Origin of the sequence: Microcystis sp. M179S2 (genome assembly GCF_020245805.1) — a bacterium.
In the GTDB taxonomy this organism is placed as follows: Bacteria; Cyanobacteriota; Cyanobacteriia; order Cyanobacteriales; family Microcystaceae; genus Microcystis; species Microcystis aeruginosa.
Genome location: NZ_JADBUE010000286.1, coordinates 33,033 through 49,607 on the forward strand (window position 1 = coordinate 33,033; position 16,575 = coordinate 49,607).

The window sequence follows — 16,575 nt, forward strand, 5'->3', positions numbered from 1 at the left end:
GGTAGGTCTTCAAATAATATCTGTAGGGGCGAAGCATTCGGGCAATAACCTATCGCTGAAACCGTAGATTTTCTATCCGAATGCTTCGCCCCTACTTTTTCAGCATACCCTAAGTAAACAATCTACTGACTGGGAGACTCCTTTTCAATCACATCTAACCAAGCGGCAGCCGATCGCTCCCAAGTGTCAGTTAGGGCAATTTGACGACATCTTTCGCGCTCTTGGGCTAAAAGCTGGGGATTTTTCAGTAATTCGACAATTTTCCAGGCTATAGCTTCCTGAGTAGCCGGATCGGTTACTTCCCCCGCTACTTTCACACAGTAGTCTTTTTCTCGAAAAACGGCAAAATCCGTCACCACTGGCAGACAACCCACCACTGCCGACTCGCGCACAGAAATACAATCGATCTCACGATAGGTGCAACCGTAGTAATGAATAGCAGAGCGCGCTTTTTCCTCGATTAGTTGACGATAACCGATCATTCCGCGATCAACTACCCCCGCACTAGCTTTAATCAAAGCCATTAATTTATCCCGCCATTCCTTGCGATCGCCAATTTCATCCCGTTTAGTAAAACCATAGTAGAGATGTAACTCGGCTGCGGGAATTGCCGCCTTGATCATCGGCCAGCCATGCTTTAACATCGACTCTAGTCCGCGATAATAACGAGAGGCATAGACTAGACGATAGGGAAGATACTCACTTTCTGGCACCGTCTCGCTTACAGCCAAAAGGGAAGTATCGATACCATTAGGAACAATCGGACATTGATGATCGGGGCAGAAATCCAGTAAATCTCTTTGATATTGGCTTTTACAGAAAATTTTGTCGTATCTAGCCAAAATTTCGGGGGTATAGGAGGCTGCCGGCACTTTAATATCTTGCCAATCAAAAAAAATTCGTTCTGCCTTGGTACCCGGACGGCAATAGGTGGGATGACGAGAGATCACCAATGTCTCAAAGTGATCTTGCCAATTCATCTGGTAATAATTAACATAGCGAATACCGTCCTCTTCCCCTTCCATGCCCTCACAATTGCCAAAAATCGTCACTTTATAGCCGCGTTTCGTCCATTCCTGCGCTAAAAAAGCCACCGATGCCTGGGTACCACTGGCCCCCCGTTGCCAAATTTCCGCCGGAAGCATGGGACGATATTTTTCTGTGTAAATAACGATCGATTTTTTCGGCCAACGACGGGCACTCAAACGCTGTTTAATTTGAAATAGGGAAGGTGCGCTGGCTCGTAGCCATTTTTTGAGATTAGATTGTAGGGATGGAGTAGCTTGCGACACTCTTTTTCTCCAAGATCGAGGGAAAATAGGGGCGATGGGTGATAGAGTCTTAGTTTCTCGAATTTAACTCGATTTCTCAACTCAGTAGAACAATTCGAGCCTATCATATAATGGGTTCAAGTCAAAAATCAATCTTTTTATTGCCAGCTATCTGCAAGGAAATCTATGAAAATTGTCATCCCGATCGTGTTTTATCGCAAAGGAGGAGTAGAAAGAGTCATTATCTCTTTAATACCTAGCTTATTAGAATACGTCGAACAAATTATTATCGTCCTCCCTCCTAATGACATTGAATATTTTAAGTCTTTAATGCACGATTCCGATAAACTTATCTACGAAGATTTTAATTTTTACCCCCAGAGTTCTGAAACAAAATTAATCTATTTTTATGGTCTTCTAGCGAATTTTTACAAAACCCTAAGACTGAATTCTATTCATCGTCTTTTCTCTCGTAGAATTGAACTTTTACGCATCGAAGCAAGAATTAATCAGATTATCAAGCGTTACCAAGCTGATCACTGTTTGTATGGGATGACTAATCGGATTTCTCCCCCCAATGTTAACGTTACTTTAAGTGGCATTATTTATGATGTCTTTTGGGAATTTGCTCCCTTAACTTACTCAGAATCCTATCAAGAACCCTACAATGAAGTCTTAAAAGAATGGTTAGATAAGGCCGATCTACTCTTCACAATTTCCCAAAAAACTAAAGACGATGTTTTAAAAGTTTTTCCCAATGCTACCTATGCTAGTAAATTAAAAGCTGTACCCTTAGCCGGATTTATCGATCAGTCTAATCCCAAGAGTGATTTAGTCAAAAGTGAGCTAGTTACTTTTTATTTTCCTTCCTCTTTTGGTATCTACAAAGATCATCTGACTTTACTCAAGGCAGCAATTACACTAGCGAAAAAAGGCTTAAACTTTAAGGTTGTTTTCATCGGGAAAGAAACCGATAATCTAGTTAATGGAAATCTGCAATTGTCTCAACAGTCCAAAACCCAAGAATACCAAGATTATCTCAAAGAATGTACCCGACTTTATCGGGAAAATCAAGAAATTTTCCAGAGTCATATCAAGGGATTAGGTTATCAAGACTATGAAACCTTGCAATTTTATTATCAAACCTGTTCCTCTGTGGTATTTCCCTCAAAATATGAAGGTTTTGGATTGGCAATAGCGGAAGCCATTTTACAAGGTATTCCCGTTATTGCTTCCGATTTAGAAGTGTTTCAAGAACAGGTAGAATTATATAATTGTCCCGAAAGAGTGCAATTCTATCCTAGGGGAGATGCAGACAGTTTAGCCAATTGTTTAGAACAATTTATCCTCAATCCAATTCCTCGCTTGTTACCCGAAGATATTCCCAATAAAATTAATCTCTGGACGTGGGAAGATGTGGCTAAAAAATATGTAGAACTACTGAAAGAAAATGCAGGTTACTGATCTCTATATCTACCCGATTAAATCCTGTCGAGGTATTCAATTATCCCAATCTGAAGTGACTCCTAAAGGTTTACTCTGGGATCGGGAAATGATGTTAGTGGATGGCAAGGGTAAATTTATCACTCAAAGGGAATATCCGCAATTAGCCAGGGTTTCTGTCACGATGACAGGAGATAATTTTTCTCTGAAAACATCTCAAGATTCCCTGACTTTCCAGCCTAATTTCACAGGAGAAAAAAGAGCGGTTCAAATCTGGGAATCCCAAACCATAGCCATGGATCAAGGGGATGAAATCGCTGAATGGTTCGAGAAAATTCTCGACATTCCTTGTCGTTTAGTGCGACAATCTCCCGATTATCCACGTCCCGCGAATCCTCGCTATGCAGGGAACGATCATACTCCCGTCAGCTTTGCCGATGGTTATCCAATTTTATTAACTAATACTGCTTCTTTAGAGGACTTAAATCAGCGTTTAGTTGCACCAGTGCCGATGAATCGTTTTCGGACTAATATTGTTATTAGTAGCGAGCGAGCTTTTAGCGAAAGTAGTTGGCAAAAGATCACAATTGGAGAGATAAATTATGCCCTAGTTAAACCCTGTAGTCGCTGTATTATCACCACCACCGATCAAGAAACAGGTAGGAGAAATCCCCAACAGGAACCTTTAAAAACCTTAAGCACTTTTCGCCGTTTCCCCGGGGGCATCATGTTCGGAGAAAATGTCATCCCCGAAAAGACAGGTACAATTAAAGTCGGCGATCGTATTACCGTAATCTAGGGATATAGGGGCAGCCCTTTCAAGGTCAGTCAAATAAAACCGGAAATACTGGCAACCAACTCTTGAAAAGCTAAAAATATGCCTAGAAATCAGCACCGAACTCTTGACGGAGGGAGCGCAGTATATCCGTCCCCAAAGTTGTCTCACCAGTTTGCACTAACCAACGTTCCAAGTTACGATTGGCATCGATAAACTTCTGGGATGAGTCTCCCTTGTATCCGACCACTAATCCATCCGAACAAACGATCCACTCGAATCCAGCGATCGCACCTCTGGGATTACTGAGGATCACCCCTCGATAACCCAAATTGCCACTAGGTTCACCAGCTTTGGTAGGGGACAAACGCTGCAGTCGTTGGAGTAGTTCCTGACTATCGCGCTCATTAAGAGTCCAATGGGGATTGGGACGACCACTAAATATATCGAGTTCTACTTGCACGATCGCCTCCACTGTCTGAGTGTAAACTATTAGGCCGAGCAGGCAAAAGAGGGACATGGCGATCACCACAATTGCTGCCACCTTTCCCCTCCTTCCCTCAGGTTCTATCTTAGCCATCTAACTGACCTGAGTTGAAACGTTTAACGAATTTTTTGGCTCTTACAAGTATAGAAATAGCCGCAAAATTGCGTATAAATTCCGCGATTACAGGTTTCGGGATTTGTAATCACCCGGTTACTATTATCAACATTTCTGACCGGCGTGGAACCAGGTTTATGACTCCAGAAACCCTCTTTATTCAGTCGATACCAGTGGAAATCTCGTCCTGGAGCTATAACTAGGGCCACCAGATAGCGAGGGGCTTCGGAGGCGGGGAAACAATTATAACGCACGTGTAAGCCATCACACAGGGAAGCTCGGGTCACTTCCGCACAGGTGAGCGAGCGATACATACTACCACAACCGCGTCCGGGTTGGGCAAAGGTATCGGTGCGTTTGTTACTGGCGTAATTGTAGCAGTTATTGTTCCGCAGGATAGTTGCGTTGTTGTTCCAGAAATTGGGATTATAAGCTCCCAATTCGTATTGGCAGGCGGCCTTGGGGGTTTCGAGGGGGATTTCCACAGCTTCGGGGGATAATTCTAATCCTTCCGTATCGAGGAGCGTCAAGCGCTCACCTACATATAATTGTTCCTGCAAAAACCCCTGTAGATCTTCATCTAAAGATAGAGCTTCTTCTTCAGGGGTCATTCTGGTGGTTATTTCAGCACTATTGATTAAACCGACCAGTCTTTCGGCAATAGCATTGGCTTTAGAACTGGTAGCATACTGTCCAGCCGCTAGATAAATACTCTCTGGCAGATTGTAATTGCGGCCTACCTCATCGTTGAGGGGTTCTACTAAAAATCCCCGTAATCCTAGACCAGCGTTGGCTGGTGCCGATTTAGCGATGACACTAGCATTATTAGCGATTTCCCGCAGGGTAGCGCGAATTTCCTGTTCATCGCTGATAATCCACTCTGGATTCGCTCGTCCAGAATATAGATCCGCAGTAATTTTTAACATCTTTTTTCCCTTTGTTTGAAGTCAACAATCTTGTCTTAGTTGTTCAGTGACTTGTCCCACGAGTGTCAAATTTATGCACTCGCAAAAGTGACTTGCTCCCAGATGATCCCACTATACATTTAAGAAAATACGGGAGCATCTCTCTTAGGCCATAAGTAGAAATATCAAGGTTAAGATAAATAACCATAAGAACAATACTTGACTAGAGACACTGAAACCATGCCCCTTGATACCGCCTCGATTTTAGAAGTATTACGTCCCGTTCAAGATCCGGAACTGCAAAAAAGCCTAGTGGAATTGAACATGATCCGCAATGTGGCGATCGATGGCGGAAAAGTTAGCTTTACCCTAGTTTTGACCACTCCCGCCTGTCCTTTGCGCGAATTTATCGTGGAAGACTGCCAAAAAGCCGTTAAACAGCTGCCCGGGGTGGAAAGTGTCGCTGTGGACGTAACTGCCGAAACCCCGCAACAAAAAGCTTTACCCGATCGCCAAGGTGTGGAGGGGGTTAAAAATATTATCGCCGTTTCCAGTGGTAAGGGCGGTGTGGGGAAAAGTACCGTGGCTGTCAATATCGCCGTCGCCTTGGCTCATTTAGGGGCAAAAGTGGGGCTATTAGACGCGGACATCTACGGCCCCAACGCCCCGACAATGTTGGGCTTAAATGACGCACAAGTGACCGTACAGGGCGCAAATGGCGAGATATTGGAACCCGCTTTTAACCATGGCATCAAAATGGTTTCCATGGGCTTTTTGATCAACCCCGATCAACCGGTCATCTGGCGCGGTCCGATGTTAAACGGCATTATCCGTCAGTTTCTCTATCAAGTCAACTGGGGCGATTTAGACTATTTAATCGTCGATATGCCTCCCGGTACCGGGGATGCACAATTAACTTTAATTCAATCGGTCCCCCTAGCGGGTGCGGTGATTGTCACCACTCCCCAGACGGTTTCTTTAATTGATGCGCGCCGGGGTTTAAAAATGTTCCAACAGCTAGGGGCGCGGGTTTTGGGTATCGTGGAAAATATGAGTTATTTTATCCCCCCCGATCAGCCCGATCGCTCCTATGATCTATTTGGGTCCGGTGGTGGGGAAAAAACCTCGCAAGAATTGGGCATTCCTTTACTGGGATGTGTGCCTCTGGAGATAGCCCTCCGGGAGGGCGGTGATACTGGTGTACCAGTGGTTTTGGGGCAACCGGAATCGGCCTCAGCTAAAGCCCTGATAGCGATCGCTCGTCAGGTGGCGGCGAAAGTATCCGTGGCAGCCTATAGTTAGGGTTTGCGGCAAAAAGTTTTTCCTAGGGGCAGGGTGTGGCCCCCCAACCCCCCCGACATCGGGGGGGGCAGGGTGTAGGGTGTAGGATTTTACCCATTTTCAGGGAAAAAGTCCCTAAATTTTCCCCCCGATCACTCCAAGGGCCGGTGCTTTTGGATTTCAAAAAGGTCTAAAAGTATTATCGAACAATGTTTTTAGATTGATTCAGCAAACCCTAGTTAGTCAGTAAATATGGGGAGAGAAATGGTGAGAAGACAGTCCCTTGTTAGTAGGAAACTAAGGGGTTTTAGTGAGCAGTTTAGCTTCATTTTCCGTGATATAGCCCAAATTGATTGGCTTTTGTTCGTTTTAGTGACGGGTTTAACCGTTTTCGGTGGTTTAATGATTCGTAGTGCCGAAAGACATACCACTGCTCTCGATTGGTGGCAACACTGGTTATTCGGATGCGTGGGAGTGGCGATCGCTTTATTTCTAGCCCGTTGTCGTTACGAAAGTCTGTTGAAATGGCACTGGTTAACCTATCTTCTCACTAATCTCTCCCTAATTGCGGTAATTGTCCTGGGGGTGACGGCGAATGGGGCGCAAAGTTGGATTAATATCGGCAGTTTTAACGTGCAACCGTCGGAATTTGCCAAGGTAGGTTTAATTATCACCCTAGCAGCCCTCCTACATCATCGTCCCGCCGATAATCTTTTTGCGATCGCTCGTGTCTTTGCCGTCACTGCCATCCCCTGGGTGTTAATTATGGCGCAGCCGGACCTGGGGACGGGATTAGTCTTTGGGGCAATTACCCTAGGCATGATTTACTGGGCTAATGCGAAACTGCCTTGGATGATTATCCTCTTATCTCCCCTCGCATCGGTTTTTCTGTTTAATTTACTTTTTCCTGCTTGGATTGTTTTAGCAATTATCATCGCTGTGCTTGCTTGGTTTACCCTTCCCTACCGTTTTTTATCTACTTTCATCGTGGTGGCAACTAATCTGGCAGTGGGTAAATTAGGCGAGGTTTTTTGGGGTTTATTAAAAGAATATCAAAAAGATCGTTTAACCCTATTTCTTCACCCAGAAAAGAATCCTTTGGGGGGAGGTTATCAATTAATTCAATCCCGCATTGCCATCGGATCCGGAGAATTATTGGGACGGGGATTACATCAAGGCACCCAAACCCAATTAAATTTTATTCCCGAACAACACACCGATTTTATCTTCTCCGTAGTCGGGGAAGAATTCGGTTTTGTCGGCAGTATTCTAGTTTTAATAGCTTTCTGGTTAGTTTGTTGGCGTTTGTTAGTCATTGCTAATACTGCTAAAGAAAACTTTGGTTCTTTAATAGCGATCGGTGTTCTCTCGATGATCGCTTTTCAGGCAATTCTTAATATTAGCATGACCGTGGGATTAGCCCCGATTACAGGGATTCCTCTACCTTGGTTAAGTTATGGACGTTCATCTTTATTAACCAATTTTATCGCCTTGGGTTTAGTGGAATCCGTGGCTAATTATCGCCCCCGTAAGCGTTTGTACTAAGTAGTCGTGCAGCTATCAGTTATCAGTTATCAGTTATCAGATTTGAGTTTTAAGTGACAGAGTATGGCTCTTGTGGTTTCTGTGTGGCAACTAGGTCTATAATGATAGTTTCTACTGTCTTTTCACCGATCACTGATTACTGTTTACTGATCACTGATTACTGAGTACAAGATGCCTCCTGTTGATCTTGGGTACGGGGGAGCCAATAACCGACATTAAAAAACTTTCTTTCACCACAAAACTCAGAAGTGTTGAATGTTAAGATATTGAAGATCATGACCAAGTTATGTATTCGCTCTGATGATACCAAAAAGGACTGATTATTGACTCCATTCCCAATAGCGAATCTAATTTAGCACTGTAAAATACTGGTTTTGTGAAGTTTTATTGCCGGATTCAACACTTCTGCATAAAACTCTCGAATCGAAGGACTACAATTTAAATCATCCAATCTACTAATCTATTTATTTTTATCCAGTTGCCTTTTGCGTGAGTGCCTTTTGCATAAGTGCCTGTCCTCATAAATAGCCGATAATCAAAGGATTTAGTATGATTTAGCGGAAATTTTTCTTAAATTTTTCTTAAGTGCTTGACATTGGCTGGATTAGTGCTTATGATGTTTTCCATCACCCAAACAAAGGCAAATTATTTGCACAATCCCGATTCTGAGAGCCATGCACAGCAAAGCTTTCAGGGGTAAGTACAGGTTGTTAGTTTTGTCTGAGTGATTAAACCTATTCACTCGAAATTACCAGAGGAATAACTATGGCATATCCCAACGATCAACAAGGTAAAGCACTTCCTTTCTTTGCTCGTTTCTTGTCCGTAAGCAAAGAGGAATCTTCCATCAAGTCTCCTTCCCCTGAGCCTACCTTCGGGACCACCTTTAAATACCCTTCTGACTGGGAAGATTATTAAACTCAGATCACTTGAGTAATTACAGCACTTTTCTTGATTACACCGTACAGACAAAAAGCTAAAAGCTCCACTAAGCAAGGCTCGCAGCCAAAAAAACTGCACGTTGAGATCCTGAGAAGTGCTGTAAAGTAACTTTAGTAATTACTCAAGAAAAAACCAATACTGCAATAAGTCAAGCAAAAGCAAGACTTTTTGCAGCATTTTCTTGAGATTAGGATCAATAAAGACCGACCCAAAAGCCTTAAGATGGGTTAAAATGTAAGGACTTGCAACTGATATGAAAGAATCGCCTAAAGTTGTTTTATTGTTGACCCATAGCGGCGATTTTTTCACGATTGACCGCGTGGCTGAGGCGATAGAAAAAAAAGGAGCCACACCTTTTCGCTTAGATACCGATAAATTTCCCTTAGAGGTTCAATTAGCAGCCCAATTTAATGGTAAAAAAAGTTTTTATCAATTAACCTATAACCATCAATCTATTGATAGTCAACAGGTGCAATCTGTTTGGACAAGACGTATTTGGCAACCTGAAATAACAGGAGATTTAGATCCTCAGTTTCGGGAGGCTTGTGTGCGAGAATCCCAGACGACTTTGGCTGGTTTTTGGGATAGTTTAAGGTCAGCGCGTTGGTTAGATAATTTAGCGCAAATTGAGAAGGCTAAAAATAAGTTATTACAACTTCGTTTGGCCTCAGAAGTTGGCTTGATTATTCCCCCTACCTTAGTTACCAATAATCCTGATGCTGCCCGGGAGTTTTTTTCCCAGGTTCAGGGACGAATGGTGAGTAAATTGTTAACTGCGATCGCCCGAAGTATGGAGTCGCCGGAATTTTTTCTTTATACCAGTAGGGTGAAAGCAGAAGACCTTGAGGAAGCGGAATCTTTACGTTATTGTCCTATGGTTTTTCAAGCGGAAATTCCCAAACAATTAGAATTGAGAGTTGTCGTGGTTAATGGACAGACATTTGTGGGAGCTTTAGAATCTTCTCAGTATAATAATTCTGCCGTAGATTGGCGAAGACCGGGTATTGATCCGGGTGCTTGGCAACATCATACTTTACCCGATTCACTATTGCAGCAACTTCAGATTTTTATGGCTAATTTAGGGTTGAATTTTGGGGCGTTTGATTTTATCTTAACTCCTGGGGGAGAATACGTTTTTTTAGAAGTTAATCCCTGTGGTGAGTGGGGAATGTTAGAACGGGATTTAGATTTACCTATTTCTAATGCGATCGCTGATTTTTTAGTCTTCGGTTGATCGGCAAAGCTGGCGCTCAAAAAATTGTTAATCCTAAGTTTTCAAGGAAATCTATGACCGTTTTAATTGTTACTTTTAGCCACGATAATGAAAGTATTCCTCTGGTAATCAAAGCCATAGAAACGATGGGGAAAAAAGCCTTCCGTTTTGATACTGATCGCTTCCCTACAGAGGTGAAAGTTGATCTTTACTCAGGCGATAAAAAAGGCGGAATTATTACCGATGGAGAACAAAAATTAGAGCTAAAAGAAGTTTCTTCTGTCTGGTATCGACGCATGAGATACGGACTAAAATTACCCGATGGGATGGATAGTCAATTTCGCGAAGCTTCTCTTAAGGAATGTCGGTTAAGTATTCGAGGAATGATTGCTAGTTTATCTGGTTTTCATCTTGATCCAATTGCTAAGGTAGATCATGCCAATCATAAACAATTGCAGTTACAAGTAGCGCAACAATTAGGTTTATTAATTCCGGGGACTTTAACTTCTAATAATCCTGAAGCTGTCAAGCAATTTGCTCAGGAGTTTGAAGCGACGGGAATTGTGACTAAAATGCTTTCTCAATTTGCTATTTATGGAGACAAGCAAGAGGAAATGGTTGTTTTTACCAGTCCTGTTACAAAGGAAGACCTAGATAATTTGGAAGGTTTGCAATTTTGTCCCATGACTTTTCAGGAAAACATTCCTAAAGCTTTGGAATTACGCATCACTATCGTCGGTGAACAAATATTTACGGCGGCGATTAATTCCCAACAATTAGACGGCGCTATCTACGATTGGCGAAAAGAGGGAAGAGCGCTCCATCAACAATGGCAACCCTACGATTTACCGAAAACTATTGAAAAGCAACTACTTGAATTAATGAAATATTTCGGTCTCAATTATGGTGCAATTGATATGATTGTCACACCAGATGAACGTTATATCTTTTTAGAAATTAATCCCGTTGGTGAGTTTTTCTGGCTAGAACTTTATCCTCCTTATTTTCCCATCTCCCAGGCGATCGCTGAAGTCCTAGTTAACTCATAAACCAACAAATACAGAGCCAGAGTATTTTATCGCATCGACGAGGCTCTGACTCCAGATTTCCCCCCCGACTCCTGACTTGAAAGAGGGTGTAGGGTGTGGGGTGTGGGGTGTAGGGTGTGGGAAGTGGGGAAGTGGGGAGTTTTCTCAGTGAACTGATAACTGATAACTGATAACTGATAACTGACTCCTAACCCCACCAACAAACTTTTTCAGCAAACCCTACTTAATTTCCAGACCAAGACTTTCTCTCGTGCTTCTATCAGATCCATGCCTATTTTTTCTAAAACTCGCTTTGAAGCTATATTATCGGGAGCGCAGCCGGCGGTCACTGTTTGCATACCAGGTTGAGAAAGTGTCCAGTCCATCATTGCTTTTGTCGCCTCGGATGCGTAGCCTTGTCGTCGATATAACGGCGCTACTTGATAGCCAATTTCTACAGCATCTGTGGGTAAACCTGTGACATCAGGAATAATTTTGATCATCACATGACCAATAAGGGTATTTTCTGTTTGATGAATAATTAAACTCCCCCACCCCCACTCATTTTGGAAGGGGAATTGCAGCAAAATATTCGCAATATCAGGGAAAGCTTGAATCAACTCTTGTTCGGCCCAGTCAGCTGCAACTTTTACCCCCAAAATTGTTGCCAATTCATCGATACCTATAATTGCGGCCTTGAGAAGTTCAAGCTTTAAGGGGACTAAATATAATCGTTCCGTCACCAGTTTTTCCAGTGCTTTCATTTGATAAAACTCCTATACCAGTTATCAGTTATCAGTTATCAGTTATCAGTTAGTAGCTTGTTAATCAACTTACCCAGCAAAAACCTGATTCTCTAGTTCTCCTGAGAGGGGGAAGTCTGAATACTCTGTCTCACTTTCAATCTGTTTGTCACCCCATTAGCTATATTCTCACCCATTTTAAGGTTTTTGGGTCTTTATCGTAACGATAATTAAAACCATCTTTGGCAGTAATAATTTTACCTAAACTGGCTCGATTACGAACGCTACTTAAAGAATAATCAGTTAGGGACTGCATTTGTTGATGGGACAAACCTTCGGCTATTTCAGAAACTCCTGCAATTTCCGCATCATGCTCAGTTTTAACCTCAGACAAAGGCTCTATTTTTACCGCCGAAAAATCTTCTGATTTTTTTGACATCATTACCATGTCATTAACTTTTTTGCGCTGATAATCTTCTACAGTTGACAGCTGCCAATGGGAATTTTCTGTTAACTCTAAGACCCATCGATGATAATTAAATAAACTTTCCCGATGACCAACACTAATAAAAGTGGTTTCACTTTCCTGTAATTGCTGATATAAGCTGGCTTCATTGGTCAAATCTAAAGCGCTGGTTGCTTCATCTAAGATAGTAAAAGTGGGTTTAGTGATTAATAGTCGAGCAAAAGCTAGTCTTTGCTGTTCTCCGAGGGATAAAATCTGTTCCCAATTGACTTGTTTATCTAAGGTATTTTTGTCAGTTAATAAATGTTGCAGGTTGACTTTTTTTAAGATGTTTTCTAATTCTTCATCGCTCACCTGCTCATTGGTATGGGGATAAAGTAATTGCTGCCGTAAAGTGCCAAGGATAATATAAGGACGTTGGGGCAAAAATAACATTTTAGCTAAAGGAGGACGCACTAAACGGCCGCTACCTGCTTTCCATAAACCGGCGATTGCTCGTAACAAGGAACTTTTTCCTCGACCACTGGGGCCAATAATCAGTAGGCTTTCTCCCAAAGGGACAGAAACCGATAAATTCTCCACGATTACCTTTTCATAATCGGGAGTTTGTAGGGTAAAATTTTCAAAAGCTAGACGATTATCTTCCAGGGTGGTAATACGACTTAAGTTTTTCGGCTCTTCACTGGCAACTTTTAAGGCATCTGTCAAGGTAGCTAACCGTTCAATATAACTTGAAACTTTACCCGATGTTCCCCATTCAGTAATTAATTGTCCCAAGGCATTAGAAAAAAGGAAACAGCATAAACTCGCTTGACTAATTTCCCCATAATCGATTTCGTTTTTAATAAACATCGGGGTCAAAATAAACATTGAAAATACACTAATCGCTGACTGATAACCTCGATTAAAAAGATTATTAAACCGTTCCCAATTGATCAGTTTTTCCGAGCTTTGAATAACCCGTTCAAAACGGCCTTCAATGATTTTTTCTTCCTGCTCTTCTCCCTGAAAAAAAGCAATGGATTCGGCGTGGTTACGCACATGGGTTAAAGCATAACTATAATCAGCTTTATTATTAAGCTCCGATTGATTAATTTTGTTTAATTCTTGAGTTAGATAAATTGCTATTAAATTTCCTGCGATCGTATAAATTATTAGATAAACCGCAATTTGCCGAGAAATTGTCCAAAGAATAATTGCAAAAGTAATCATTTGTAACCCTTTTTCCACGAAGGTAATTAAAAACCTCAGGGTCATGGTCGTAATTGGTTCAATTTCTTGAGATAATCTTTGATCGGGATTTTTTAAAGCTGAGGTAAAATCGATGTTATAATAAGCGCGATAATTGAGATATTTTTTGACGGTTTGTTTCGTTAACCACTTATACCAATCCAATGCCACTTGACGACGAATAAATTGAGAAAAAGCAAATAACCCCGTTGTTCCTATAATCAACAAACTGGATAACCAAAGCGTATTGAGATATTTAGAAAGGTCTCTATCTTCAATAATAATATCGAGTACATAACGATTCCAGTAGCTACTAAAAGCTTCTACCCCCACCGTTGCCAAGATACTTAAAAGGATCAAAGCTGACATCCCCCAAGAAATGATCACATCTCCAAAGGCGCGTCCATTTAACTCCGTTGGATACCAATAGGGTTGAGCGACAATTTTTAGGCTTTCCCAAAATTGACCAAATAGTGAAAAGGGATTCTTGGCGGACTGGTCGGACACAACAGGGTTTTCCGTTGCTTGTTTAGTAGTATATTGAGGCATCTAGATCCAATTGGCAGTTCTTTTACTGTTCTCTTGACAACTCGCTATCATATTGTAGCGGCCGAATTACCTCTTGTTGTCTTTTGATAACATTTTTATCTAGAAGATGAAAGCCAGCTATGGCCAGAAAGCTCTGACTTGACTAGAACTACTTGACCCACTTTTGTTACTGTGGCAGTCTAGATGCTGTTTACTGATCACTGAAAAACCCCCATCTCTCAATCTCCGTGATCCTCAAAATGATTAGCTAGTAGGAATTTTTGACTGGTATTCAACTCTTGCCAAAGCTGGTTAATTTTCTCGTAAGCTTCCGTGGAGGTCAGCTTTCCCCCACTGTGTAAACCAGCGATAAAAGAGACTCTCAGGGCGAATTCCTGCAAATTAGCGTTAAAAACTAAATTTTGTGGCGTGAATAAACCCCTGTAGCTGGTTTTAGGGTAGAGAAAGTTATCTTTAGAATTGAATTTTTCCATTGTTACCGACCCCCCAGTATAGGATATCTACATTATTATATTATTTAACCTTTTGTTAACTTAAGCTTAACCTAAGAATTTGAACTTGTCTCTAGATTCTTAAGAGAGTAGCTGCTGAACTTGATTAGCTGCCGCTATCCCAGAAGTTAAGGCCGTTTCTAGGGAAGAATTTCTCGATAAATCTCCCCCTTGACACCAATCACCACAGGCAACTAGAGGTAAAGGACTATTAACACTTAAACAGGGTACAGCTAAACCCTGACGGACTAAAGCATAACGCCAACGGTGCAGCTGAGACCAATCGGGGAGAGGCAAAGAAGCACGAGCGAGCAAATCTAGCTTAACTGCTTCTAAATCCTCGCTATCGAGATATTTAACCGCAAAATCGGCACTACTATGCACAACAAAGACATAATCAGGGGATGATTGCCGTTTACTGCTATCAAGTCCTAACCAAGCGATATCGGTGGCGGGAGCAACTGCGGGTAAAGAATCGCCATAACCCGCCATTACCGTTAAACAGGGATCGTAAACGATTGATCGCAATTCTGGCATAGTAGTTATATGAGAGTTTTCTAATAATAACGCCGCTTGCGGGGCGGGAATAGCCAGGACAATCGCCGAAAACTCCCCCCGAATTTGACCGTTATTGTTTAAAACCCATTTTCCTTGACGATTTTCCAGACGAGTAACCAGAAAATCTCGTTCAATTTCTAACCCTTGAGCTAAAAATTTCGCCACGCTATTGATGCCAGAAGGAGCAACATAGCTAGAATCAAACCAAGAAGTAACTATATTCTCTCTCAGAAGATTATCAATTAAAGCCGCCGTTTTTTCCCCCTGAACAGTCAAAAAAGGCAAGCCATGATCCACAGCAATCTCTTGATTAGCTCGATTAACCCGTCGCGTGGCTAAACGACCACCAATGCCTCTAGACTTATCAAATAGCTTAACAGTATAACCTCGATCGCACAACTGACGAGCGCAGGTTAACCCGGCTAAACCCGCACCAATGATCCCAACCTTAATCGAAAAATTTGTCACTAGCCTTCCTAATCCTGTGAACCCTTGAGTTAATATTAGTAGTAATCAGCACTAGCGAAACTGATTTGATTATTGGGGCTGAGGAGGAAAAACCACATTGGACGAACTACGCACAGCTTTGGAGTTAGCCACCGAGGAGGAACTACAGCAAATCACTAACATCCTCTTTTGCCGTCGTTTTAACCCTCTCGATTATCTACGAGCGCCGGACGCAATCGCCGTTCAAAGTCAAGATTGGGATAGTTGGTTAGATAGCGTCGAGGATCGTTTTCGTTACTTGGCTGCCGATGGTGTGACAGTATTAAAAGGTCAAACGGAAAAAGTTAGTTATCGTCAAATTCTAGTTCGTGTCTGTCATTTCCTCAAGGTTCCCTACTCCCAAAAAATGCCGACAACGGAAATTGAAGCGGAAATCTATCTTCACCTCGTTAACAAAGCTTGGAAACGTCTCCCCCCATCGGAACAAAAATCCCTCTCGATTCAAATTCAAAAAGCACTCGCGGATTGCCGCACTCCCCAACCCTTACCGGTTCACCTACAACACAATCCCCTCGATATAGTCCTCAAAGGCAGTAGCGTCATCGCCGTTAATTCTATCCTGAAACCGATTCTGCTCAAACATATCGCCGGGCAGTTCGCTCTTCATTTTGCCCGCTATCAAGGGGCAAAAACTGCCCTAGTCCAGGGTGGGGCAATTGCTAATCAATTAGCCCTACAAACGGCTAAACAGGGCATGACTAGGGCGGCGGCCCGGTACGGAGCCGTCAGAACCGTGTTAAGTTTGGTAGGACCGGCTTTATGGGGTTGGTTTATTGCTGATCTCGGTTGGAAGGCGATCGCCACCGATTACGGCCGGATTATCCCGACTATTTTTGCCCTTGCCCAAATTCGTCTGACCCGTGACGATTGTTGGCAACCTGCATAGCTTGACATCCTCGCCGCCGTAAAACGGACGGCGATTCCCAAACCTCACGATTTAGGTTTCTGCTTCTTTCCCTTGCGGGGTTCCGCACCTGCCTTAACAGATTTACTCTGTTCTGGTCTTATGGTCGCTCTACAGACTGAC

General features: G+C 42.5%; 15 protein-coding genes. 8 read left to right on the forward strand and 7 right to left on the reverse strand.

Annotation, left to right across the window (positions count from 1 at the left end):
* Nucleotides 1-122: 122 nt before the first annotated feature.
* Nucleotides 123-1,292, reverse strand: a complete 1,170-nt coding sequence (locus IM500_RS17080) for a glycosyltransferase family protein (RefSeq protein ID WP_287739110.1) — start codon at nt 1,290-1,292, stop codon at nt 123-125.
* Between the two features lie 165 nt (nt 1,293-1,457).
* On the opposite strand from IM500_RS17080, the gene IM500_RS17085 reads away from it, so the two are divergent.
* On the forward strand, nt 1,458-2,735 hold the full coding sequence (locus tag IM500_RS17085; protein ID WP_287739111.1) for a glycosyltransferase: 1,278 nt from the start codon (nt 1,458-1,460) through the stop codon (nt 2,733-2,735).
* The gene (locus IM500_RS17090) at nt 2,722-3,513 is read left to right on the forward strand and encodes an MOSC domain-containing protein (protein ID WP_287739113.1); all 792 of its coding nucleotides are present in this window, start codon (nt 2,722-2,724) and stop codon (nt 3,511-3,513) included. Before IM500_RS17085 ends, IM500_RS17090 begins: the two co-directional genes overlap by 14 nt.
* 82 nt (nt 3,514-3,595) lie before the next feature.
* Here the strand turns inward: IM500_RS17090 and IM500_RS17095 are convergent, their stop codons facing one another.
* Both IM500_RS17095 and IM500_RS17100 read right to left on the reverse strand, forming a co-directional pair.
* Complete coding sequence (locus IM500_RS17095) at nt 3,596-4,033, reverse strand: hypothetical protein (RefSeq protein ID WP_079207925.1); 438 nt, start codon at nt 4,031-4,033, stop codon at nt 3,596-3,598.
* A gap of 59 nt (nt 4,034-4,092) precedes the next feature.
* The gene (locus tag IM500_RS17100) at nt 4,093-5,016 is read right to left on the reverse strand and encodes a hypothetical protein (protein ID WP_287739116.1); all 924 of its coding nucleotides are present in this window, start codon (nt 5,014-5,016) and stop codon (nt 4,093-4,095) included.
* A gap of 219 nt (nt 5,017-5,235) precedes the next feature.
* Here IM500_RS17100 and IM500_RS17105 point away from each other — a divergent pair, with 219 nt between their 5' ends.
* The 5 genes from IM500_RS17105 to IM500_RS17125 all read left to right on the forward strand — a co-directional run bounded on the left by IM500_RS17105 (nt 5,236) and on the right by IM500_RS17125 (nt 11,025).
* Nucleotides 5,236-6,297: an Mrp/NBP35 family ATP-binding protein gene (locus IM500_RS17105; protein ID WP_002782914.1), complete on the forward strand. Its 1,062-nt coding sequence runs from the start codon at nt 5,236-5,238 to the stop codon at nt 6,295-6,297.
* A 243-nt stretch (nt 6,298-6,540) separates the two neighbouring features.
* On the forward strand, nt 6,541-7,821 hold the full coding sequence (gene rodA / locus IM500_RS17110) for a rod shape-determining protein RodA (protein ID WP_287739118.1): 1,281 nt from the start codon (nt 6,541-6,543) through the stop codon (nt 7,819-7,821).
* A gap of 765 nt (nt 7,822-8,586) precedes the next feature.
* Nucleotides 8,587-8,739: a microviridin/marinostatin family tricyclic proteinase inhibitor gene (locus IM500_RS17115; protein WP_071825016.1), complete on the forward strand. Its 153-nt coding sequence runs from the start codon at nt 8,587-8,589 to the stop codon at nt 8,737-8,739.
* Nucleotides 8,740-9,016: 277 nt separating this feature from the next.
* On the forward strand, nt 9,017-9,997 hold the full coding sequence (locus tag IM500_RS17120) for an MvdC family ATP-grasp ribosomal peptide maturase (protein ID WP_190722168.1): 981 nt from the start codon (nt 9,017-9,019) through the stop codon (nt 9,995-9,997).
* Nucleotides 9,998-10,050: 53 nt separating this feature from the next.
* Nucleotides 10,051-11,025, forward strand: coding sequence for an MvdD family ATP-grasp ribosomal peptide maturase (locus IM500_RS17125; protein ID WP_190722167.1), 975 nt, complete (start codon nt 10,051-10,053; stop codon nt 11,023-11,025).
* A gap of 209 nt (nt 11,026-11,234) precedes the next feature.
* Here IM500_RS17125 and IM500_RS17130 read toward each other — a convergent pair whose 3' ends face one another.
* The 4 genes from IM500_RS17130 to IM500_RS17145 all read right to left on the reverse strand — a co-directional run bounded on the left by IM500_RS17130 (nt 11,235) and on the right by IM500_RS17145 (nt 15,509).
* Nucleotides 11,235-11,768 carry a GNAT family N-acetyltransferase gene (locus IM500_RS17130; RefSeq protein ID WP_190722166.1) on the reverse strand — a complete coding sequence of 178 codons (534 nt, stop codon included), beginning with the start codon at nt 11,766-11,768 and terminating at the stop codon, nt 11,235-11,237.
* Between the two features lie 160 nt (nt 11,769-11,928).
* Nucleotides 11,929-13,992, reverse strand: coding sequence for an ABC transporter ATP-binding protein/permease (locus tag IM500_RS17135; RefSeq protein WP_190722165.1), 2,064 nt, complete (start codon nt 13,990-13,992; stop codon nt 11,929-11,931).
* Between the two features lie 218 nt (nt 13,993-14,210).
* Nucleotides 14,211-14,465 (reverse strand): DUF7219 family protein, encoded by a 255-nt coding sequence (locus tag IM500_RS17140; protein ID WP_002740468.1) that lies wholly within the window; start codon nt 14,463-14,465, stop codon nt 14,211-14,213.
* Nucleotides 14,466-14,564: 99 nt separating this feature from the next.
* Nucleotides 14,565-15,509: an NAD(P)/FAD-dependent oxidoreductase gene (locus tag IM500_RS17145; protein ID WP_190722164.1), complete on the reverse strand. Its 945-nt coding sequence runs from the start codon at nt 15,507-15,509 to the stop codon at nt 14,565-14,567.
* Between the two features lie 97 nt (nt 15,510-15,606).
* On the opposite strand from IM500_RS17145, the gene IM500_RS17150 reads away from it, so the two are divergent.
* On the forward strand, nt 15,607-16,434 hold the full coding sequence (locus tag IM500_RS17150) for a YaaW family protein (protein ID WP_287739119.1): 828 nt from the start codon (nt 15,607-15,609) through the stop codon (nt 16,432-16,434).
* Nucleotides 16,435-16,575: the final 141 nt, after the last annotated feature.

Coding starts and splice junctions, on each gene's coding strand:
- IM500_RS17090 (WP_287739113.1), top strand. CDS start 2,722: ATGCAGGTTACTGATCTCTATATCTACCCGATTAAATCCTGTCGAGGT.
- IM500_RS17085 (WP_287739111.1), top strand. CDS start 1,458: ATGAAAATTGTCATCCCGATCGTGTTTTATCGCAAAGGAGGAGTAGAA.
- IM500_RS17105 (WP_002782914.1), top strand. CDS start 5,236: ATGCCCCTTGATACCGCCTCGATTTTAGAAGTATTACGTCCCGTTCAA.
- IM500_RS17140 (WP_002740468.1), bottom strand. CDS start 14,465: ATGGAAAAATTCAATTCTAAAGATAACTTTCTCTACCCTAAAACCAGC.
- IM500_RS17100 (WP_287739116.1), bottom strand. CDS start 5,016: ATGTTAAAAATTACTGCGGATCTATATTCTGGACGAGCGAATCCAGAG.
- IM500_RS17115 (WP_071825016.1), top strand. CDS start 8,587: ATGGCATATCCCAACGATCAACAAGGTAAAGCACTTCCTTTCTTTGCT.
- IM500_RS17120 (WP_190722168.1), top strand. CDS start 9,017: ATGAAAGAATCGCCTAAAGTTGTTTTATTGTTGACCCATAGCGGCGAT.
- IM500_RS17135 (WP_190722165.1), bottom strand. CDS start 13,992: ATGCCTCAATATACTACTAAACAAGCAACGGAAAACCCTGTTGTGTCC.
- IM500_RS17125 (WP_190722167.1), top strand. CDS start 10,051: ATGACCGTTTTAATTGTTACTTTTAGCCACGATAATGAAAGTATTCCT.
- IM500_RS17130 (WP_190722166.1), bottom strand. CDS start 11,768: ATGAAAGCACTGGAAAAACTGGTGACGGAACGATTATATTTAGTCCCC.
- rodA (WP_287739118.1), top strand. CDS start 6,541: ATGGTGAGAAGACAGTCCCTTGTTAGTAGGAAACTAAGGGGTTTTAGT.